We start from the raw sequence: 22,776 nt of genomic DNA on the forward strand, positions 1-22,776 counted from the left end.
TTCAGTGACTTGATTGAATTACTGACGCAAAACTATTATCGCCGTGTTACCGCAGTGTTACAGCAAGGTTACGAGAATGTTAATTGTTAAGGAATAATTAAAAAATAGTTAACACGTCTGGGAGGATGTAGGTTCATAAGATAGATAATAAGGTATAATCAGGATAGGGATATGGTAATGCTAAAACATTGGTCAGCAGGCTATTTGCTGCGGTCCCTGATGATTATTATTCAGCAATCTTTCCAGTGTGATATCCAGTTGTGCACTATACTCTGAATTGAATTTCATACTATCGTTCAGGGTAGATATCAATTGGAACAGATGCATGCTTTTATTGGTAAAAGGTTTGTTATCCTTATTACAAAGTTCCAGTGTGAAATTGAATTTATCTTCCAGTTCTTCTTCGAACTCGCGGAGACTCAATGTTTCATCAATAGGAAATTCGATCAGCATCTGCTCAGGGAAACCGGCTTCCTGTAAGGTGTCAAATGCATTAGCCGGGGAATTACGCATATACACCGCTATATTACAGGCCAGCAGTCTCTGAAACTGCATCTGTAACAGGGAGACTGTCATTAAAGGATGTAACTTCAATACTTTCATCTTACTATATGTGTTAGCATTACCAGTCGGTCACTTACGTCTGGACTATTAAAGAATAATACAAACTTAGTGGCTCTGTATTAAGTGAATATTAAGCAGTTGTTATTATATCATAAATAAATGTTAAATAACAACTACTTATATATGTGTTATTGTTGCGGGAAGCTAATCACCTTGGAAATATCTTCCCATGGCATGGCTGAGCCATCTTCTTCCTCTTCTGGTAATACAACGCGCGCTTTTGATACGGGATACTGATATAGGCTCCATTGACCATTGGTATATTCCAGTGAAGTCAGACTTTCCACCCAGTCACCGGAATTGAGATAGGTCACGTTCTTACCATTATGCTGCATGTCCTTGATAATCGGCTGGTGTATATGCCCGCAGCATACAACATCAAATCCTTTATCAACGGCAATTTCAGCTACCACCTGTTCAAAATCTGAAATAAACTTAACAGCTTGTTTCACACCATGTTTCACCTTCTTGGAAAAGCTCATCTTTTCCTTGCCCATTCTCTCTAAGATATTATTAACCAACCTGTTGATAATAATCAGCAGGTCATAACCCTTTCCGCCCAGTTTAGCCAGCCATTTTGAGTTCTTCATGGTAACGTCATAAACGTCTCCATGGAAGAACCAATGTCTTTTCCCATCTACTTCAAGGATCAATTTATTGTCAATGGTCAGATTGCCCAGTCCGAAACCGGCAAATTTGCGTAATGCCTCGTCATGATTTCCTGTCAGATAATATACTTCAGTCCCCTTTCCGGTCATTTTCAGGATACGGCGGATCACTTTGGTATGGGCTTTAGGGAAATAACGCTTGCTAAATTGCCAGATATCAATGATATCTCCATTCAGTACCAATATTTTAGGATCGATACTGTCCAGATACTGGACTAATTCTTTCGCGTGACAGCCGTAGATGCCAAGATGGACATCGGATATAACGACAATATCAAGAGGGCGCTTATCAGACATTTTTTTTAAGAATTGAACCGAAGAAACCGGGCAGTTGTTAGGTTTAGTTTATAATATAGTATAGTTCGCTTAAAAGCACTGCCATAGCGGGTTGAACCCGCATTCAGTCAGTCTTTTTTTACAATACAAAGAAAAAATTGCTATATTACTTTTATATTAATCCAGTGTTAAGGAATCATTAAGGATAATTTTTTCTTGGCGGTATTGCCCGCGGAAAGCTATTTTTGCGCCAAATTTTCAAACAAAGAGTATGGGAGGCTTCAATTCCTTTGTAAAGTTATTTATACCGAAAGACAGGGTTTTCTATTCATTATTTGAAGACGTTGCAGCTAATCTGGTAGAAATGGGTAAAGTGCTCGTAGAGCTGGTATCCTCCACAGACATGGCCGTACGTAAAGACAAAACCCATCTTATTGAGCGACTGGAGCACAAAAACGACGATTTTACTCATCGTATTTTTGTTGAACTGGGACAGAACTTCATTACTCCTTTTGACCGCGAAGATATTCACCATCTGGCAGCAACGCTGGACGATGTGGCTGACTACATTCATGGATCTGCAAAGAGACTGGACCTGTATAAAGTGCACGAAATCAATGATAGTGTACGTAAACTGGCAGATCTGATCTATCAGGGTACCCTGGAACTGCACAAAGCGATCCCGGAACTGCGTACCATGTCCAACATGCGTAATATCACAGACGCCTGCGTAAGGATCAACAGTCTGGAAAACCACGCAGATGATATCTATGACATGGCAATCGCTGATCTGTTCGAAAAAGAATCTAATAATGCAGGAGAACTGCTGAAAATGCGTGAACTGTATCAGGCATTGGAAATAGCAACCGACAAATGTGAGGATTGCGCCAATGTGATAGAGTCGATCATAATAAAATATGCATAATCAATTGGTTATACATATTCAGCCAGCTTCTTTAATGCAAATTTCATTCTAATGACCTTACTTGTCACGATCATCATACTGGCGTTTATCTTCGACTATATAAACGGCTTTCATGATGCGGCTAACTCTATAGCGACTATAGTATCGACAAAAGTACTGACGCCCTTTCAGGCCGTACTTTGGGCAGCAGTATTCAACTTTGCAGCCTTCTTTATCTCTAAATACGTTTATGGCGAGTTCAAGGTAGGTAACACTATCGCGAAATCTGTATTTGAGCAGTTCATCACACTGAAAGTTATCTTGTGTGGCCTGATCGCTGCGATTGTGTGGAACCTGCTGACCTGGTGGTATGGTATACCTTCCAGCTCTTCCCACACCCTGATCGGCGGTTTTGTCGGAGCAGCCATTGCAGCCGCTCACGGATCCTTTGCGGTGATCAACTACGCCAAAGTAATGCCGATCATCTACTTCATTGCGCTGGCGCCATTCATAGGTATGGCCGTCGCCTTTGTGATCACCATTATAATTATGAACGTCTGCCGCAGGGCAAACCCATACAGGGCGGAAAACTGGTTCAAACGTCTGCAGCTGGTTTCCTCCGGCGCATTGAGCCTCGCGCACGGTGGTAACGACGCTCAGAAAGTAATGGGTATCATTGCAGCTGCTCTGGTAGCACATGGTACGATCAAAGATGTAGCTTCCGTTCCAAACTGGGTACCTTTATCCTGTTTCATCGCAATCGGTCTTGGTACCATGAGCGGTGGCTGGAAGATCGTTAAAACCATGGGATCCCGTATCACCAAGGTAACACCACTCGAAGGTGTGGCTGCGGAAACTGCGGGCGCTGTAACGCTTTATCTCACAGAATCACTGGGTATTCCTGTAAGTACCACCCACACTATTACCGGTTCTATTATCGGTGTAGGTGCTACGAAACGCCTGTCCGCGGTACGCTGGGGTGTAACAGTAAGCCTCCTTTGGGCATGGATACTGACCATACCGATCAGTGCACTGCTGGCTGCTGCTGTATACTTTATAGCAGACCTCTTTATCTAAACAAAGCGCTAATACGCAATATAATCAGCCCTCCGGCATCCTCATCCTGTGATGAAATGGCCGGAGGGCTTTCTCTTTATACCCCTTCCTTTTTTAGTTTTTCCTTTTTTTATCGCGGAGCCCCCTATTTTTGTAGGGCTTTTTGAAAGACCAAGTCTATTACTCATTATTATAATAAATGCTATGAAAGGTATCATACTGGCCGGAGGTTCCGGGACTCGTCTGCATCCCATTACCTATGCCATCAGCAAGCAAATCATGCCGGTATATGATAAGCCAATGATTTACTATCCACTATCAACGCTGATGCTCGCAGGGATCAGGGAGATCCTTATTATTTCCACGCCCCATGATCTGCCAGCCTTTCAGCGTCTGTTCGGTGACGGCTCCCAGCTCGGTTTGCGCCTCGAATATGCTGAACAGCCACAACCCAATGGCCTTGCACAGGCATTTGTTATAGGCCGCGAATTCATTGGTAAGGATAATGTAGCCCTCGTATTGGGCGATAATATCTTCTATGGCGCCGGTCTCGGTACACAGCTGGCTAACAACGTTACCCCGGATGGCGGTATCGTCTACGCCTATCAGGTATCCGATCCTGAACGTTATGGCGTAGTAGAATTCAATGATAAAATGCAGGCCGTATCCATCGAGGAAAAGCCGCAACAGCCCAAAAGCAGCTATGCCGTTCCGGGTCTTTACTTCTACGATAATGAAGTGATCAATATTGCCGCTAACCTGCAACCCAGTGCACGCGGTGAGTATGAGATCACAGATGTCAATAAAGAATACCTGCAACGTGGTAAACTAAAAGTATCTATTCTTCCACGTGGTACCGCATGGCTGGATACCGGTACCTTTGACTCCATGATGCAGGCTTCCCAGTTTGTACAGGTGATAGAACAACGTCAGGGTATTAAAATAGCCTGTATCGAAGAAATCGCCTACAGACAAGGCTTCATCACCCGCGAGCAACTACAGGCACTCGCCAAACCATTGCTGAAAAGCGGTTATGGTCAGTACCTTGAGAAAATTATTGAACATAAACTCTGATAATCGGAGATGGGCTACGAATTATCGATCTGGAAACGTACATTCGTAACACAGCATTCAATTCACTATTTGTAATTCATCATTGGGCATATTTTCAGACATCTGATTGTACTTAATCCTGAAAAAAATAAATAAAATCAAGACATATGAAGGTTCTAGTTACCGGTGGTTGTGGATATATAGGCTCTCACACTATCGTAGATCTGATTAACAATGGCTTTGACGTAGTATCGGTAGACAGTAACATACGCAGCACCACTCAGCTGCTGGATGGCGTAGAAAAAATCACAGGCAAAAAAATCCGCAACTATAAGGTAGATCTTTGCAACCTGGAAGACACACACGCAGTATTTCACGAAAACAGGGACATCGTTGGAGTAATCCACTTCGCAGCACTCAAAACAGTGCCTGAATCTGTAGCTGATCCGTTATTTTATTTCCACAACAACCTCGCATCTCTGGTGAACATCCTGAAATGCGTGAAAGAGTTTAACATCCCTAATCTGGTTTTCTCCTCCTCCTGCTCCGTTTATGGCAATGCCACTGAACTGCCGGTAGTAGAAACCTCTCCGCTGCTGGAAGCACAATCTCCATATGCGCGCACCAAACAAATGGGCGAACAGATGATCCGGGATTATAGTAAGGTGAACACCACCCAGTCCATCCTGCTGCGCTATTTTAATCCGGTAGGCGCTCACCCTTCCGGTCTGATCGGAGAATTACCGCTGGGCCGCCCTGATAACCTGGTTCCGTTTATCACACAGACTGCCATCGGTAAATTACCTAAACTGACCGTGTTCGGTCACGACTACGATACACGTGATGGTTCCTGCATCCGTGACTACATCCACGTAATGGATATCGCCAATGCCCATACAAAAGCCCTGCAATACCTCCTCGCTAAAAAGAACAAGGAGAATTGCGAGGTTTTCAACCTTGGTACCGGTAACGGTGTTACCGTTCTCGAAGCCATCAAGGCGTTTGAAAAAATATCAGGTGTAAAACTGAACTACGAACTGGGCCCGCGTCGTCCAGGTGACGTTATCGCCATCTATGCCAACAATACCAAAGCCAAAGAAGAACTCGGCTGGGTAGCTGGAACCGGCATCGAAGACATGATGCGCACCGCATGGCAATGGGAAGTTGCCTTAAGGGACCGGGTGCTTAGCAATTAAAAAGTTTATTTCTTACATTTATGACTCAATTCTTAATAAAAGGCTATGGTAAAAGATATTAAACCGTTAAATGAGAAAGAGACACGCGCAGGCTTTGGAGAAGGTATACTGGAAGCTGGGCGTAAAAATCCGAATGTAGTAGCACTGACCGCCGACCTGTTGGGTTCGATGAAACTGAATGCCTTTATTAAGGAGTTTCCTGACCGCTTTGTACAGGTTGGTATCGCAGAAGCAAACATGATCGGTATTGCTGCCGGTATGACCATCGGTGGTAAAATCCCTTATACAACTACATTCGCTAACTTTTCTACAGGCCGTGTATACGACCAGATCCGTCAGTCAGTTGCCTATTCCAACAAAAACGTTAAGATCTGTGCATCCCACGCGGGTCTGACCCTCGGTGAAGATGGTGCAACCCACCAGATCCTGGAAGACATCGGTATGATGAAAATGCTGCCCGGTATGACTGTAATCGTTCCTTGCGATTTCAACCAGACCAAAGCCGCTACCATTGCTATCGCTGACTACGAAGGTCCGGTGTATCTGCGTTTCGGTCGTCCAAAATGGCCAAACTTCACTCCGGAAGATCAAAAATTCGAAGTAGGTAAAGCACAGGTACTGCACGAAGGAACAGATATCACCCTGTTCGCCTGCGGTCACATGGTATGGTTATCTGTAGAAGCAGGTAAGATACTGGAAGAAAAAGGCTACAGCGTTGAAATCATCAACATACATACTATTAAACCACTGGATGAAGAAGCTGTACTGCGCTCTATCCAGAAAACAGGTTGTGCTGTAACATCAGAAGAACACAACGTACTCGGTGGTCTGGGTGACAGCATCGCACAGGTAGCTGCACGCCACAATCCAATCCCTATCGAATACGTAGGTACAAACGATACTTTCGGTGAAAGCGGTAAACCACTGGATCTGTTAAAGAAATATGGTCTGGATACAGAGCACATCGTTGCTGCTGCTGAAAGAGCAATCGCAAGAAAAAAGAAATAATCTATATTGGATTAAACTTTATGTAAAAAAAGCCATCATAATGATGGTTTTTTTTATTTAAACCATTTAACCTAAGAATGAGCATACCTCAGGATGATAAGGCATTATTGGCAATATACCGTGACCCTGCCACAAGGGAAAAGGGCTTTACGTATATCATCCAGAAATACCAGGAACGCCTTTACTGGCATATCAGACGACTGGTACTCGACCATGATGACGCCAATGATGTATTGCAGAACGTATTTGTAAAAGTCTGGAAAAATCTGGAAGGATTCCGCGAAGATGCGCAACTCTACACATGGCTATACAAAATAGCCACCAATGAATGCCTCACCTTCCTGGAAAAACAAAAGAAAAATAACTCAGTTTCACTGTCAGATGTAGAAACTGGTCTCAGTAATACTCTGAAAGCCGATGCCCAGTTCGACCCAAATAAACTGGAGTGGAAACTGCAGAAGGCTATTTTGGGACTGCCTGAAAAACAAAGGATTGTATTCAATCTGAGGTATTATGATGAAATGCCCTATGAAGAAATGAGCCGTGTTCTCGACACCTCAGAAGGCGCACTCAAAGCATCCTACCATCACGCCGTAAAAAAGATCGAAGAGTTCATCCGAAATAGCTGAAAATGCGACATCTTCGTACTTTTAAGAGGTGAATCACAATTTTTTAGAGACGAAACCACAACTTTTTTAAACTATTGCTCTCTTCTGCTGTCTAAAAAGCTGTATGATATCCAGAGACAACGATATTGCGAACGAACTGCGGGAGCTCATCCCTGAAGCTGAATGGCCCGGTATCAAGCCTTTCCCCGGAAAGGTGCCCACCGGATACTTCGATCAGCTGCCAGGTAATATCCTGCAGAAAGTGTATGCTACAGAAGCAAAAGAAGAGCTGGAAATGCTCTCCCCGCTGCTGTCAGCTATACCTAAATCCGTTCCCCTGTCAGTACCTCAGGACTATTTCAACCAATTATCGCAAAACATACTGCTCAATATCAGCGAAAACATTACCAGTGCTTCAGATAGTGTAATGGCTTCAGATGATGAGCCTTCCATACTGGCAGACCTGCCAAAGGCATTCCCCATGACAGCCCCTGCCGGCTACTTCGATCAGTTGCCTGCCCGGCTCCTGCAGCAAATACACGCATCCGAAGCCCGGGAAGAACTGGCTGCACTGTCCCCCTTACTGGCCGACATGCCTAAAAACATGCCGCTGTCTGTACCTGAAGGCTATTTTGCTCAATTGAGCACCGAAGTAATAGCTGCTGTCGCAGCATCTGCTACTAAACCTGCAACTGTTATATCTGAACAGCTTTCCGCCCCGGCACCTACAACCGTTATCCGGAAAATGCACTCCCGCCGGTATATCAAATGGGCCGTTGCGGCCAGTCTGATAGCCCTCGTGAGCGTCAGTACGCTGCTCTTTGTCAGAGACAATAACCATTCTGCCAATATAATAGACAATGCCCTGGCCAATGTAAGTGATCAGGAAATCATGGAGTACCTACAGGCCCACACAGACGCTTTTGATAAGGAAGAACTGGCCTCCTACGCACCCGCCGCTGAAGAAAGTTACGAGATCCCGGAAGTAGACGAGTTACCGGCAGAAGCCATCGAACACTATTTAGATAACACTGGTTTGTTAAAAGAAAGCCTAACAGACAATTGAGATGAAACATTTTTACACACTTTTTATATTTACTGTCCTCTCATTGTTTTGCCTTCCTTCTGCCATCCTTGCGCAGCAGGGTGCTGACGATCAGATGAAGGACCGTATCCGCGCAGCTGAAATCGCCTACCTGTCTCAGAAGCTGGACCTCACCCCGGAAGAAGCACAGAAATTCTGGCCACTATATAATCAATACACAAAGGAAGTAGAGATACTCATCGCTGAACGTCGTAAACACACCACCAATGGTCCAAAGGCATCCAATAATCCGCCTGCCGACCAGAAAGAACTGGGGTATGAACGCCGTATGCTCGATATCAAAACACATTACAATCAGGAATTCCAGAAAGTATTACCCGCCACCAAAGCCGGTAATGTATTCAGATCTGAAAGAGAGTTCCGGAACACCCTGATCCGTGCCATGAAAGAAAGACAGATGAGAAATGTGAATGGCCCCGGCGGCGCCAGAAGAGGCCGCCCCTGATAGCTGATGCAATGCTTTAAAATATAAAAAGCCCTGATCCTCACAGATCGGGGCTTTTTTCTTATCCTTTCAGCATAAGTCAGACGCCGGCATAATGCGCCCTTACCTCACGTACCTTTCCCTCGTCATTCAACACCATCATCTCCGCCGACAGCATTCCCTTTACACTCTTATAATAAATCACCACAGAATGTACCCCCTCCAATACCTGATAAGGCTCGAAGTGCAGGTCAGGGTATGCATCAAGTCCACGTCTAAAGTAGGCCTTTAACGCCTCCGTCCCCTTTATACACCCTGTAGGATCGTTGTTTAACTGCTTAATAAAGGGTGAATAAAAGACAATATCGGAGGCATAGTGAGTCATTATCGCCTCCAGATCATGGGTATTCCAGGCATGCAGCCACTCCCGGGCAAAGTCATTCATGCTATCAGATTTTGATGAGGTATACAATATAGCGCTCCCTGATCGGGCAATATTTGCTGAAAAGCTCAAATTGTAAAGGAATGCTTCCGCCAGACCGTCGGCGTCATCCCAAAGGCATTCCTGAAGAGACGATAGAAGTGAGAAATGTTTTCAAAACCCGACCGGTAAGCAATATCCCCGATGGAATCTGTCTGTGTACGCAGTAAAAAAGCCGCCTGCTCCAACCTTTTCTCCCATATCCAGTTCATCGGCGCCACATCATACACCTGCCGGAACCGTCTTTTTAAGGTGGCCTTACTCATACAGGCATAACGGGCCATCTCGTCCAGCTCTCCCATCTGTAATAGTTCCCTGCCCAGCGTATGCATGGTCGCGGGCTGGACTGCTGTTGCCGCCTGCAACATACGGATAACAGATTGTCCCTGTACCGTCTGCCCCATGAGAGATAATGCCCTTATTGCAATTTGTGATTGGGATGGTCGTACTGGTATGGTCTCAGCCACTGTAAACTGTTGCAGGAGGTCATTTTTCAGCCGATGCCATTCAGTTGTAGCCATTAATTGTGTTGCACTGACAGGTGTTGTAAGACCCGGCATCTGAGGAAGCGGGTAACAATTAATCATATCCTCCGGCAGCTCAATATTAATACTCTCGTATCCATGTAGCTGGCCGGGAATTTCAGAACAAAGCAGTGAACCTGCCGGAATGATAAAAACATCTCCCGCCTGTAACTGGTGTACAACGCGGCCGTCATACATCCTTTTCTGTCCGCGGACAATCAGGTTGAGAATAGCGTGGGGAGTATATACTTCGTGATGTGCCTTTTGTTTGTATACGCTGTACGCGGCCCAGCTGTGCGAACCCTGCTGCCAGGTATCCATCCGGTCATGGCCGGTAAACCGCAGGTTCTCGTACAGCGTATACATAAAGACTATTGAAATTTGCCGTAAGGCACTTTGGTATCGTGATAATAGAGGAAAGTCCAGCCATCGCGGGTGCCCCGCTCTTTAAACTGCTCACGCAATTCCATTCCGCGTTTGCCATCATAGTCATACTTGGCAGCAAAACGGCGTTTCATATAAGAAACCTGTGGCGCTTCGTCTCCTCCGAAAAAGATCTTCTCATCATCGGTATCAATCAGGAATGTCTGGTGATAGGGGCAGTGACCACCAGTTACTTCGTAAGTAATATAGCCGTCAATCGTACCGTCTCCTTTGGTAAAGACTACATTATCCCTCTGCTGGAGTATACGCACGTCTTCTGCATGATAAGACTTACCATCATTGTCCAGTGCATATTGCATTTCATCGGCGTTCACATAGTAGGTCGCCTGTGGGAACGTCAGATTACGCTCTCCGGTCAGCGGATCTACGATAGAAATCCCGCCGGAATGATCTTTATGCAGATGGCTCATCAACACCTTAGTGATCTCCATCGGATTTACACCGTTATCGATCAGATGCTGGTGGATCTGCATCACGCCATCCGGATTGCGATAGCCTAATCCGGCGTCCAGCAGGATATAATCCTGATCTGTGATCACGAGGAACGGCTGGATCTCTACGAGCAACGAACCGCCGGTACGCTGCTGCATGTTATCTTTTTGAAGATCGTACGGTATAAACTTCTTCGTCGCGTCTACTGTAAAAGCCCCTTCTGATAGTGGTATAATACGTGCCATTCTGCAAAGATAGGCAACTATCGTAATACCATCTGTCTGTCAGCATCCAAACGGAGCATGATGAAAATGAGCATTGTGAACGTCATCAGGGAAGATCCCCCATAACTCACCAGTGGCAACGGAATACCAATTACCGGGGCCAGACCGATGGTCATGGAAATATTAATGGCCATATGGAAGAAGATAATACTGGCCACCCCGTAAGCATATACCCGGCTGAATGTCGATCGCTGTCGCTCCGCCACAAAAATGATCCGTAAGAGCAGCGCCACATAAAGGCCGATAAATATGATAGACCCCAGGAAACCGAAGTCTTCACCTACGGTACAGAAAATGAAGTCAGTACTTTGTTCAGGAACGAAATCGTACCGTGTCTGTGTTCCTTTCAGATATCCTTTTCCTATCACACCACCAGAACCGATCGCAATCATACTCTGACGGGTGTTGTAAGTTGCCTTGGGATCATTCTCTTTTCCGAGCATTACCTCAATACGACGTACCTGATAATCCTTCAGTACTTTGGTGAAGGCAAAAGGCACCACAAACATTACAAACACAGAACAGAAAGCCCAGATACCCAATATTACGGCCAGTCTGGAACGGTTACGTTTTATCTCACGCCGGCTGAAATAGATTACCAGCACGGTAATGACCGAGAATATAATAAAGAGGATATTCTTATCTACCAACAAAGCCGAGAGTACCAGCACGATACCCGAGAAAGCGATGACCAGTAATACACCCGGCAAACCTTCTCTATACATCACGAGGAAGAAGGAAAAATATACCAGCGCCAGTCCTGTTTCAGACTGCAGGATGATAATTGCGCAGGGGATGAGTGCCAATGATACGGCGATCAGCCTGGAACGGAGTTTTGTAAAGTCAGTTTCAAGTGAAGACAGATATTTGGCCAGCGCCAGATTCGTACAGAGCTTTGTCAACTCGGCCGGCTGGAACTGAAAACCTCCTATCACCAGCCACGAATGCGACCCTTTTACATCTTTACCGATACCCAATACCAACAGCAGGAGCAGAATACCTCCGGCATACAGCAGGTTAGCCGTAGCGGTGAAGAATTTACTGTCTGTCAGCCATATGATGGTCGCCAGTACAGCAGATACACCCAGCCACATGAGCTGGCGGGAATAGTTTTTATTCAGGTGGATGATATCATTCCAGATGTTATCACCTTCCCTGTACTCAGCTGCGAAGATCGATAACAGTCCCACGGTTACGATCCCCAGGTAGAGGCCCATGATAGGCCAGTCAATACCTTCTGTCAATTTTATTTGCTGCCGACGGTTCATAACTGATTAATCCCGGAAATAAAGTTTAAGTATCTGATCAGGTGTCATTTTTGCGCTGGCTCCATTCAATGAGTCAAGCTTGGATTTTTCCCGTACCACGGGATCCAGTGTATTGTATTCCAGCAGTGTCTTCATTTGTGGCTTGCGCTTCACAGAGATGGTATCATGCAGATATTTCTCCATGATCAGACTCGCGATAGGCGCAGCGTAGGTACTACCAAAACCTGCGTTTTCCACGATCACTGCTACAGCAATCTTTGGATTATCTCTCGGAGCGAAAGCAACGAATACGGAGTGGTTTTTCAGTTTGGTCAGCTTACCGTTTACGATCGCATTGTTCTCAGCCGTACCTGTTTTACCACATACGATCTCACCTTCGATCTTAGCGATCATACCGGTACCTCTTTCCACCACATCCTGCATACCATAAATTACCGGCATATAGGAAGAGTCAGAGATCTTGGCTACAATATGTTTCTCTCTGAATTTGGTCAGCAATTCTGTATCATCATTATCGATCTTGTCTACGAAATGCGGCAGATAGTAGTAACCCTTGTTCGCAATGATACACATCGCATTCGCCATCTGAAGCGGCGTTGCGACAACCTGACCCTGCCCCATACCTACGTACAGTTCAGAACAGGAGTTCCACTGATTATGATACAGTCTGTTCATCCCGGCTGTATCGATGGCTTTACCACCAGATTCGCCCGGTATATCAATACCCAGTTTATGTCCCAGACCGAAAGAAGAGATATAGTCATGCCAGTGCTGGTGTCCTTTTTTCACGCCACCCCATTTCGCTGCATCCACTTCCATACGGTAGAGGTGTACGAAGTAGGCGTTACAGGAGTTAGCGATTGCCAGACGCAGGTTTGCTGCGTGTCCTGCATTATGGTGCGTACAGGCGATAGGACGGCCGCAATAGGTATATGCGCCACCGCAGGGGAAACCAAAGCTTGGCGTAATAACGCCCTCATCCAATGCGATCAGTGCCGTCAGCGGTTTCATAGACGATCCCGGTGGATATCCGGCCTGAATAGCACGGTTGAAAAGCGGTTTAGTGGTATCAGAGAAGAGACGGCTGAAGTTGCGGGCACGATAGGAACCTGTCAGCAGGTTCGGATCAAAGGTCGGCGCACTCACCATCGTCAGGATACCGCCGGTACGTGGGTCAATAGCCACGACACTACCGATCTTGTTACGCATGAGATGCTCACCGAGCACCTGCAAGTCTACATCAAGGGCCAGACGGAGATTCTTACCGGCAATAGCGGCGGTATCGAATTCTCCTTTTTCATAAGGCCCCTGCGGACGGTTCAGGTTATCTTTTACGAGGTATTGGATACCACGTTGTCCCATCAGCACGCTTTCGTATGTTCTTTCCAGACCAGTCATACCCAGATAGTCACCCTGGCTGTAAGCGCTATAGGCAGGCTTCTGCAGCATCTGAGGGGATACTTCCCCGATATAACCGAGGATGTTGGCAGCGGCGTTGAAAGGGTAGGAGCGGATCTGACGTTGCACCAGCTCGAATCCGGGCTGGAACATGTACATACTTTCCTGCAGACGGCCGAACATTTCCGGTGGCAGCAGGGGATAAAATATGGAAACACGGCGGCTGCCGTTTTTGATAATAGCGGTAGTGATACGTTTTCTGAATTCTTCCTTGTCGATGCGGAGAATTTCGCACATGTAAGACGTGTCGATGTTTTTCACGCTGATCGGCGTTACGACAAGATCATACATGGCGTCATTACTGAGGATACTTCTGCCTTTACGGTCGTAGATAATACCGCGGCTGGGATATACCACTTTGCGGAGTACCGCATTAGCATCCGCCAGCTTGGAGTATTTCTTCTCGACAATCTGCAGAAAGAACAACCTTGTAATGATTAATATTACCATTCCAAGGATGATAAACTGAATTACTCTTTTCCTGGGCTGATTATAGACAGACATTTACGCTGAATAATGTGGCCACTTCACGGCCTCCCCCACCGTCTGGCAGAAAGATGAAGCAAGCGACCTGTTGCTTTATAATATGACTTTCAATTCCTTCTTAAAGATAGATATTACGTTCTGTGCTATCTGTTATAGTTCCTCTAATTAACAAAACATAATCTCTCAAAAAATATGGTCTTTGTAATGATTCCTGCCTACTTTCTGGAAAAGAACAATAATTCATACAGTACGATCAGCAGAACGCTGGCCGCTGTTGATAAAAGGATCTTCAAAAGCAGGTAAAAGAAGCTTGCAAAGCTGAACACCTCCAGTGGAAAATACAGCAGGTTGTGTAAGAATACCAGGATTCCGATGTAGGTCAGGAATTGGGAAACACCCATGCTGGTCATGGACGGTGTTTTCTGGGTCGTCTCAAAACCACCCTGTGGAGACAGTACATTGATGATGAACGGACGAAGGTAAGCGATGAATACGCAGGCAGCAGCATGCATACCCATGGTATTCATGAACATGTCCATACCAAGTCCCATCAGCAACGCCAGCAGCATCAGCGCAGGTCGTGGCAGGTTAAACGGCAGCAAGAGGACAAACAACATATACAGGTTAAGGCCTACGAGCTGGTGCAGCAGGATATTATTCAGTACGAATACCTGCAACAGCAGTAAGAGCACAAAGCGGATAATATTTCTTAACAGTATACTCATTTAATCAGCCTGTAGGTTGAGTCTTCCAAAGATTGTTGTTCCTCTTTCAGCAGATTGTCTACGACATATACGTACTGAAGGTTATAAAAGTTGGTCGCCAGTTTAATCCTGATGGTATAAGAAGTACTGGATTTATCTGTAGTGGTATAGGATTCAACGTAACCGATAGGTATATTTTCGGGGAACAGGGCTGAGTAACCACTGGTCACCACGGTATCTCCTTTAATAAGCTTCACACTCTTCGGCACATCTTCCATCACCGCATATCCGGCTTCACCACCGTACCAGCGTACGGTACCCATTTCCTTACTATAGCTCAGACGGGCGCTGAAACCGAAGTTACGGCCCTTTGAAAGCAGGGAAAGCACAACTGCGTAGTTCTCATTAACGCTACGTACCACACCGACCAGTCCACTCGGACCAACCACTCCCATATTCGGCCGGATGCCATTGGCACTACCGCGTCTGATTGTGATGTAGTTGATTGGATTATTAACACTGTTATTCACCACTTTAGCTTCTTTATAGAGGTAACGGCGAACTTCAGTACCGATCACCTTACGGGTGGTGTCTGTACTGTAGTGACGGATGGTATCCAGTTTTACAATATTGTCGAGGGAAACACTGTCGAAGCTGGTGCGCAACATGTTATGGAGGCGGGCATTTTCTTTCACCAGGCTGTCATTGGTAGCTTTCAGGTGTAAGTAATACTCCACATTGTTGTAATTTTCGTATAACCTGGCGCTGAAACTATTGGCAGAATTGAGGTAGGCTGATTTTTGCAGATCGTTGTTCCGGACCACCAGCACAAAACAAATCACTTCCAGCAGCAAAAACAGAAAAAAGTTAAAATAGCGCCTAAAGAAAATGATGAGATTACGCACAGGATATATTTTCTTGGTAGAAGATGTACAAGGCAGCTGTTATACTGCCCTGTACATTTCCTGATATTATTGCATTAGGAACGGATACTTACCTACATGTTTCAGTGCGATTCCGGTACCTCTTACCACCGCGCGTAACGGATCGTCCGCTACGTGTACTGGTAATTTAATCTTCTGTGTGAGACGTTTGTCCAGTCCGCGAAGCAATGCACCACCACCTGTGAGGTACAAACCTCTGCGGTAGATATCTGCTGCCAGCTCCGGAGGAGTGGTTTCCAGTGCTTTCAGAATAGCTTCTTCGATCTTGAAGATAGATTTATCAAGCGCTTCTGCAACTTCCTGATAAGACACCATGATTTGTTTAGGAATACCTGTTACCAGGTCACGGCCGTTTACTGCCACGTCATCTGGTGGGTTATCCAGTTCTTTCAGTGCTGAACCTATCTGGATCTTGATCTGTTCTGCAGTTCTTTCACCAATCAGCAAGCTATGATAGCGACGCAGTGCTTCCATGATATCAGCAGTGAATTCATCACCGGCGATACGGATACTTTGGTCACAAACGATACCTGCAAGGGCGATTACGGAAATACCGGTGGTACCACCTCCGATATCAATGATCATGTTACCTACGGGTTCTTCTACATCGATGCCGATACCCAATGCAGCAGCCATAGGTTCATGTATAAGGAACACTTCCTTAGCGCCTGCCTGTTCAGCAGAGTCGCGTACGGCGCGTTTTTCTACTTCTGTGATGCTGGATGGTATACAGATAACCATACGCCAGCTGGGGGAGAATAAGGGCTTTTTGGGATACACCAGTTTGATCATCTCGCGAAGCATACCTTCTGCCGCGTTAAAGTCGGCGATCACACCATCTTTTAACGGACGGATTGTACGCAGGTACTCGTGTGTTTTCTCGTGCATCATCATGGCCTTCTTTCCTACCGCCACGATTTTACCGCTTGCGCGCTCTATAGCAACAATGGAAGGTTCATCCACCACCACCTGGTCGTTGTGTATGATCAGCGTGTTAGCTGTACCTAAGTCAATCGCTATTTCCTGTGTTAAAAAATTAAAGAACCCCATTGCTTAATATGGTCAAAATATTATTGTGTGCAAAAATGAATAATTCCAACGAATATACAATCTAAAAACTGTTTGTTTTCTCAATAATACAACTATAATATTAAAAAATGTTAGTTATTGTATTGGATGAGCCGGTTAATAAGTTGTAACAATTAATGACAATGTAATCGTTGGCATGGTAATGACTCTCGAAAACGCTTAAACGAAAAATGGTTGCTGTTAATTGTGTACTCTATATGAATGAGTTATGCTCTTCAGGACCACCCCAGCCGGTCCTTCCCGGTACTTTCCGGCCCACAGGATCAGACTACACTTTTCGCGCCGTAAGGGCGTGAAAGGCGTAAATGAACATCCTCTACACGAACTCGTAACCAATATCCCTCCTGTAATATTTACCTTCAAAGTCAATAATTTCAGCTGTCTGCCGGCTGTGTGTCAACGCAATGCCCAGATCTGCTGCCAGGGATGTTATCGTCAGTACACGCCCTCCGTTGGTAAGGATATCCCCGCCAGCGGCACGTGTTCCTGCCTGAAACACCAGCTGATCCTGCGTAGGCGCCGGTATGTTGCTGATTACCTTTCCTTTCTCGTATGCTTCCGGATAGCCTTTTGCTACCAGCATAACCGTAGTTGCCACGCGGGCATCCTCAAAAATCTGCTGTGAAGAAAGTTTACCTTCCTGCACCGCCTTGAAAAGTTCCAGCAGATCGTTCTGCAGACGTGGCATTACCACTTCTGTTTCCGGATCTCCCATACGACAGTTGTACTCAATGACAAATGGTTCCCCATCTACCTTGATCAAACCGAAGAAGATAAACCCGTTATAGGCAATCTGCTCTTTTTCCAGTCCGGCAACCGTCGGACGGATAACACGCTCTTCCACCATGTCCATAAATGCTTTGTCTGCAAATGGCACCGGTGAAACAGCCCCCATACCTCCGGTATTCAGACCTGTATCTCCTTCTCCGATCCTTTTATAATCTTTTGCAGTAGGCAATATCTGATAGGAATGACCATCTGTCAGCACAAACACCGACAGCTCTATTCCCGTCAGGAACTGTTCTACCACTACCTTCTTACTCGCATCGCCAAACTTCGCATCCTTGATCATCTGTGAAAACTCCGCCACTGCTTCTTCATGATCGTTCAGGATCAATACACCCTTTCCCGCCGCAAGCCCATCGGCTTTCAGTACGATCGGCAAAGAATGGGTGCGCAGGTAAGCCACACCTTCCTCATAATTCTCCTCACTGAACTCGCGGTAAGCGGCAGTCGGAATATTATGACGCAGCATGAACTGCTTTGCAAATGCTTTACTACCTTCCAGCTGAGCTCCAAGGGCAGATGGGCCCATTACCGGAATATGCTGTAAAGCAGCGTCCTGCTGAAAATAATCGTAAATTCCTTTTACCAGTGCTTCTTCAGAACCCGGCACTACCAGAGAGATCGCATTCTCTACGCAGAAAGTCTTTATTTTCTCAAAATCAGAAACAGCGAAATCCAGGTTCTGACCATACTGGGCAGTTCCCGCATTGCCGGGCGCTATAAACAACTGTTCACAATGTGTGCTCTGTGCCATTTTCCAAGCCAGGGCGTGTTCGCGACCGCCGCTTCCTAATAGTAATATCTTCATATGAAAAAATAAAAATTCGCTTGCGCGCTTAAAATACATTCACCTGATCAATCTGCTCCGTTCTTCCAAATTTTTTGCAAAGAAAGGCCAAAATTTAACCAAAAACACCATTTTACCTGATAAAAAGCTGAATTTATTTAACTTGCCGGATCCGACGGACTGACTAACACCATAAACAACAAAAAACTAAACGTACCTATTATGACTCAAACTGCTGTTGAGCAGCCTGTAATTTCGCCGTCCTCTAAGGGGAAAGGGCATCACAAAGGATTGTATGTACTCTTCTTTACAGAAATGTGGGAACGCTTCGGCTACTACCTGATGATTGGTATCTTCTTTCTTTATCTCGTAGATCCTGCCGCCAACGGAGGCAAGGGACTCGATACAACCAAAGCTGCTGACCTCGTCGGTTCCTACATCGCATTAGTATATCTCTCCCCGTTCCTTGGAGGTCTCATGGCAGACCGCTACCTCGGATATCGCCGGGCCGTTATCTTAGGAGGCTTCCTCCTTGCCGCCGGATACTTTTGTCTGGCCGTTCCGGGTGATATGGCCATGTATGTGGCCCTTGGCCTGATCATTATCGGTAACGGGTTCTTTAAACCCAATATCGGTACCATTCTGGGTAATATCTATAACAGAGAAGACCTGCGCGCCAAAAAAGATGTTGCCTACAATATCTTCTATATGGGCGTGAATATCGGCGCCTTTATCTGCAACTTCGTAGCCGCCTATCTCCGTAACCACTACGGATGGGGCCACGCGTTTGCCGCTGCAGGCGTAGGTATGCTCATCGGACTGGTCATCTTCAGCACCAACCAGCAGGTAATCGCCTCCGGTGATATCAAAAAAGAGCCTTCTCCGGATGATATGCCGATCGGTAAGATCGTATCCCTGGTATTCGTACCGGCTATTATCGCTGCGACGCTCGGTTACTTTATGGAAGATATCCTGCACCATACGCTGTTCCATACGCGCTCGAATGACGCGTTCATGTTCGCCTGCGTACCAATCATTATCTTCTATATCCGCCTGTATACCACTTCCAAAAAACACGAGGACAAACGTGGTCTGGGCGCCCTGCTGGCGTTCTTCGCGGTAGCAATCGTGTTCTGGGTGATCTACAACCAGAATAGTACCGGTCTGACCATCTGGGCTGACCAGTATACCGACCGTGGCATGTCTGCTACTGTAGAAGACGCTGCCAAACCACTGGGTATGCTGCAGACAGTTACCACTGACCCTCACGCCGTAACACAGGTAGACGAGCACTTCCGTGCCGTAACTGATGCCAGCGGTAAAACACTGGAAACACAGGGTCCTGATCCTTATTTCCAGAACCTGCCTAAAGACCAATGGCCAAAAGATGGTAAAATGAGACTGATCTCCACCGAGATCTTCCAGTCCATTAACCCATTCTTTATCGTGGCATTCAGTCTCATGGTAGTGGGCCTCTTCGGCTGGCTGGCCAAACGCGGCAAGGAACCAACCACTCCTGTAAAGATCGCTATGGGTATCTTCCTCGCCGGTGCTTCCTCCCTGCTCATGGTGGTAGCCGCTTCAATGACCAACGTTTACCTCGATAAATCTTCTATGGCCTGGCTGTTTGGCACTTACGCCGTATTCACCGTAGGTGAGATACTCGTAAGCCCGATCGGTCTTTCCATGGTATCCAAACTATCGCCTCCACGTGTAACAGCCCTTATGATGGGTGGCTGGTACCTCGTAAATGCGATCGCCGGTAAAGTGGCAGGTCTGATGGCTACCTTCTGGGATGAATTCATCGACAAGAAACTTTACTTCCTGATCCTCGTAATATCTGCCGCTGTTGCAGGTGTTGTCATGCTGATGATCAGCAAATGGATCGCTCAGGTGGTGAAAGAGAAGACCGGATCTTACTAAACCCAACTGATTATCAGATAAATAAGGAAGGCGCGACGGAAGTTGCGCCTTCCTTATTTATGTCTTCCGAAACTTGTCCCTGACTGCGACCAATTATCCGAAAAGCCCGTTCTAAAAGGGATTTTTCACTTATATTGCCGTTTAATCAACAAAAATCTACACTATCAAACCAACTTATGGCAGATAAATTCAAGCCTTTCGTATCGCCCGGGGTGAATATGAAGGAATTTACCATCAAGTCCATTGTACTGGGCTGTATCTTCGGGATCATCTTTGGCGCCGCAACTGTATACCTCGCATTGAAAGCAGGTTTGACCGTTTCTGCTTCTATACCTATCGCAGTTATTGCCATTACACTTGGCCGCAGATTTTTCAAGACCACTATCCTTGAAAATAACATCATTCAGACCACTGGTTCTGCCGGTGAATCCATCGCAGCCGGTGTAGTATTCACCCTGCCGGGCTTCCTGTTCCTGACGGACGGTGGTGGCGAACAGTTCTTCAATTACATGACTATCCTTATCCTCGCCATCTTTGGTGGCGTACTGGGTACCCTCATGATGATTCCCCTGCGCCGCTCCCTGATCGTAAAAGAGCATGAGACACTGCCTTATCCGGAAGGTACTGCCTGTGGTGACGTATTGATTGCAGGTGAAAAAGGTGGTGATTTTGCGAAAACAGCTTTCTACGGATTAGGCTTTGCTTTTATATATGCCATTTTTCAGAAGGTCCTGCATATCGTGGCAGAAGTGCCATTCTACATGACCCAACAGATCAATAAATACTTCCCTTCCGCCCGTGTCAGTGGTGAGATCACTCCTGAATACATGGGTGTGGGTTATATTATCGGTCCCCGTATTGCAGGTGTACTCGTAGCCGGTGGCGTTTTGTCCTGGCTGGCACTGATTCCGTTATTGTCATCACTGGTACCGGCTGACATGATCGCCGCACAGCTGGTGAAACTTGGCTATCTGGCCAGCGTAACCACACCGGGTGGTAAAGGTAACTGGGATCCAACTCTGCACACTTTCACTGATTTCTCCTCCGCTGTATACTTTGCCTATGTACGCCAGATTGGCGCAGGTGCAGTAGCAGCAGGTGGTTTTATCACCCTTATCAAGACAATACCGACTATTATTTCATCCTTTAAAGGCAGCATTGGCTCCCTGAAAAAAGACGATCAGGGTAATCCTGCTGCCACAACAAGCGAGGTGCCCCGTACCGAAAAAGACCTGAATATCAAGGTTGTATTGTTCGGCAGCATCGCGTTGATCGTACTAATGGCCTTCCTCCCTCAGTTACCGGGCGATTCTATCGGTAAAAAACTGCTGGTAGGTTTGCTGGTGGTGATCTTCGGCGCCTTCTTCGTAACTGTATCCAGCCGTATCGTAGGGCTGATCGGTTCTTCCAACAACCCTATCTCCGGTATGACCATTGCTACCCTGATGGGTACCTGTCTGGTATTTATCGCTGTAGGATGGAGTGGTAAAGTATATGAGCCAATGGCACTGGTAGTAGGTGGTATGATCTGTATCGCTGCCGCGAATGCCGGTGGTACCTCTCAGGATCTGAAATCTGGTTATATCGTTGGAGCAACGCCTATGTATCAGCAGCTGGCCCTGTTCATCGGTGCGATCGTTTCTTCCATCGTGATCGGTCTGACCGTGAAATTCCTCGATAAACCAACTGCCGCCATGATCGCCAATGGTGTGACTGACCACGCAATTGGTAGTACTTACTTCCCGGCGCCACAAGGAACACTGATGGCAACCCTTACAAAAGGTATCCTGACCCATAAACTTGACTGGCAGTTCGTACTCGTTGGTGTGTTCTTATCCATCACAATGGAACTTTGCGGTATCAAATCCTTATCTTTTGCAGTAGGAGCTTATCTTCCGCTTTCAACCACCCTGCCTATTTTTATTGGTGGTGCGATCCGTGGACTGGCGGATAAAAAACGTAAAAAGGATAATGCACATATATCCGCTGAAGAAGAAGAACTCGGTAAAGGTAACCTGTTTGCTACCGGTCTCGTAGCGGGTGGTGCTGTTGCCGGTGTTATCATTGCGATCCTCGCGGGTTTCGATGGCTCAGCAAGTGTACTCGCCAGTATCAATCTGGAAGAGTCATTGTCACATGCACTCGGACAAGGCGGTTACTTCTTACTGGGAACAGTAGCCTTCGCACTGATGGGTACTTATCTCTATCGTATAGCAATTAAAAAATAAAGCGACGCAGACTACT

Annotated in this window: 21 protein-coding genes; 10 read left to right on the forward strand and 11 right to left on the reverse strand. The window is 46.2% G+C overall.

The window, feature by feature from the left end:
* Positions 1 to 192: 192 nt before the first annotated feature.
* Both FEF09_RS18420 and FEF09_RS18425 read right to left on the reverse strand, forming a co-directional pair.
* Positions 193 to 603, reverse strand: a complete 411-nt coding sequence (locus FEF09_RS18420) for a hypothetical protein (protein ID WP_089812188.1) — start codon at positions 601 to 603, stop codon at positions 193 to 195.
* Positions 604 to 752: 149 nt separating this feature from the next.
* Positions 753 to 1,589, reverse strand: a complete 837-nt coding sequence (locus tag FEF09_RS18425; RefSeq protein WP_146306476.1) for a UDP-2,3-diacylglucosamine diphosphatase — start codon at positions 1,587 to 1,589, stop codon at positions 753 to 755.
* 250 nt (positions 1,590 to 1,839) lie between these two features.
* On the opposite strand from FEF09_RS18425, the gene FEF09_RS18430 reads away from it, so the two are divergent.
* The 8 genes from FEF09_RS18430 (at position 1,840) to FEF09_RS18465 (ending at position 8,943) form a co-directional block, all read left to right on the forward strand.
* Entirely contained in the window at positions 1,840 to 2,493 is a 654-nt protein-coding gene (locus FEF09_RS18430; protein ID WP_012787856.1) for a DUF47 domain-containing protein, read from the forward strand.
* A gap of 51 nt (positions 2,494 to 2,544) precedes the next feature.
* The gene (locus FEF09_RS18435; RefSeq protein ID WP_146306477.1) at positions 2,545 to 3,549 is read left to right on the forward strand and encodes an inorganic phosphate transporter; all 1,005 of its coding nucleotides are present in this window, start codon (positions 2,545 to 2,547) and stop codon (positions 3,547 to 3,549) included.
* A 183-nt stretch (positions 3,550 to 3,732) separates the two neighbouring features.
* The gene (rfbA, locus tag FEF09_RS18440; protein WP_146306478.1) at positions 3,733 to 4,602 is read left to right on the forward strand and encodes a glucose-1-phosphate thymidylyltransferase RfbA; all 870 of its coding nucleotides are present in this window, start codon (positions 3,733 to 3,735) and stop codon (positions 4,600 to 4,602) included.
* Between the two features lie 146 nt (positions 4,603 to 4,748).
* Entirely contained in the window at positions 4,749 to 5,777 is a 1,029-nt protein-coding gene (gene galE, locus FEF09_RS18445; protein WP_146306479.1) for a UDP-glucose 4-epimerase GalE, read from the forward strand.
* Positions 5,778 to 5,822: 45 nt separating this feature from the next.
* Positions 5,823 to 6,785, forward strand: a complete 963-nt coding sequence (locus FEF09_RS18450; protein ID WP_146306480.1) for a transketolase family protein — start codon at positions 5,823 to 5,825, stop codon at positions 6,783 to 6,785.
* Between the two features lie 77 nt (positions 6,786 to 6,862).
* Positions 6,863 to 7,414 (forward strand): RNA polymerase sigma factor, encoded by a 552-nt coding sequence (locus FEF09_RS18455; protein ID WP_012787861.1) that lies wholly within the window; start codon positions 6,863 to 6,865, stop codon positions 7,412 to 7,414.
* Between the two features lie 103 nt (positions 7,415 to 7,517).
* Positions 7,518 to 8,459, forward strand: a complete 942-nt coding sequence (locus FEF09_RS18460) for a hypothetical protein (RefSeq protein WP_146306481.1) — start codon at positions 7,518 to 7,520, stop codon at positions 8,457 to 8,459.
* A gap of 1 nt (position 8,460) precedes the next feature.
* Positions 8,461 to 8,943: a hypothetical protein gene (locus FEF09_RS18465; protein ID WP_146306482.1), complete on the forward strand. Its 483-nt coding sequence runs from the start codon at positions 8,461 to 8,463 to the stop codon at positions 8,941 to 8,943.
* A gap of 79 nt (positions 8,944 to 9,022) precedes the next feature.
* Here the strand turns inward: FEF09_RS18465 and FEF09_RS18470 are convergent, their stop codons facing one another.
* The 9 genes from FEF09_RS18470 to purD form a co-directional block, all read right to left on the reverse strand.
* A complete protein-coding gene (locus FEF09_RS18470; protein ID WP_146306483.1) occupies positions 9,023 to 9,367 on the reverse strand; it encodes a nuclear transport factor 2 family protein in 345 nt (114 codons plus the stop codon).
* Between the two features lie 65 nt (positions 9,368 to 9,432).
* Complete coding sequence (locus tag FEF09_RS18475; RefSeq protein ID WP_146306484.1) at positions 9,433 to 10,293, reverse strand: helix-turn-helix transcriptional regulator; 861 nt, start codon at positions 10,291 to 10,293, stop codon at positions 9,433 to 9,435.
* Positions 10,294 to 10,298: 5 nt separating this feature from the next.
* Positions 10,299 to 11,048 (reverse strand): MBL fold metallo-hydrolase, encoded by a 750-nt coding sequence (locus FEF09_RS18480; RefSeq protein WP_261387592.1) that lies wholly within the window; start codon positions 11,046 to 11,048, stop codon positions 10,299 to 10,301.
* Between the two features lie 17 nt (positions 11,049 to 11,065).
* Complete coding sequence (gene rodA, locus FEF09_RS18485; protein ID WP_146306485.1) at positions 11,066 to 12,355, reverse strand: rod shape-determining protein RodA; 1,290 nt, start codon at positions 12,353 to 12,355, stop codon at positions 11,066 to 11,068.
* A gap of 6 nt (positions 12,356 to 12,361) precedes the next feature.
* Positions 12,362 to 14,317 (reverse strand): penicillin-binding protein 2, encoded by a 1,956-nt coding sequence (mrdA, locus tag FEF09_RS18490; RefSeq protein ID WP_146306486.1) that lies wholly within the window; start codon positions 14,315 to 14,317, stop codon positions 12,362 to 12,364.
* A 197-nt stretch (positions 14,318 to 14,514) separates the two neighbouring features.
* Positions 14,515 to 15,024 (reverse strand): rod shape-determining protein MreD, encoded by a 510-nt coding sequence (locus tag FEF09_RS18495; protein WP_146306487.1) that lies wholly within the window; start codon positions 15,022 to 15,024, stop codon positions 14,515 to 14,517.
* A complete protein-coding gene (gene mreC / locus FEF09_RS18500; protein ID WP_186774399.1) occupies positions 15,021 to 15,908 on the reverse strand; it encodes a rod shape-determining protein MreC in 888 nt (295 codons plus the stop codon). The genes FEF09_RS18495 and mreC overlap by 4 nt, the downstream gene beginning before the upstream one ends.
* 66 nt (positions 15,909 to 15,974) lie before the next feature.
* Positions 15,975 to 16,997, reverse strand: a complete 1,023-nt coding sequence (locus FEF09_RS18505) for a rod shape-determining protein (protein ID WP_012787871.1) — start codon at positions 16,995 to 16,997, stop codon at positions 15,975 to 15,977.
* Between the two features lie 355 nt (positions 16,998 to 17,352).
* Positions 17,353 to 18,630 (reverse strand): phosphoribosylamine--glycine ligase, encoded by a 1,278-nt coding sequence (purD, locus tag FEF09_RS18510; protein WP_146306489.1) that lies wholly within the window; start codon positions 18,628 to 18,630, stop codon positions 17,353 to 17,355.
* Between the two features lie 201 nt (positions 18,631 to 18,831).
* On the opposite strand from purD, the gene FEF09_RS18515 reads away from it, so the two are divergent.
* Positions 18,832 to 20,532, forward strand: a complete 1,701-nt coding sequence (locus FEF09_RS18515; protein ID WP_146306490.1) for a peptide MFS transporter — start codon at positions 18,832 to 18,834, stop codon at positions 20,530 to 20,532.
* A gap of 176 nt (positions 20,533 to 20,708) precedes the next feature.
* Complete coding sequence (locus FEF09_RS18520; RefSeq protein ID WP_146306491.1) at positions 20,709 to 22,760, forward strand: OPT family oligopeptide transporter; 2,052 nt, start codon at positions 20,709 to 20,711, stop codon at positions 22,758 to 22,760.
* Positions 22,761 to 22,776 lie beyond the last annotated feature (16 nt).

It is taken from the genome of Chitinophaga pinensis (assembly GCF_007896845.1).
In the GTDB taxonomy this organism is placed as follows: Bacteria; Bacteroidota; Bacteroidia; order Chitinophagales; family Chitinophagaceae; genus Chitinophaga; species Chitinophaga pinensis_C.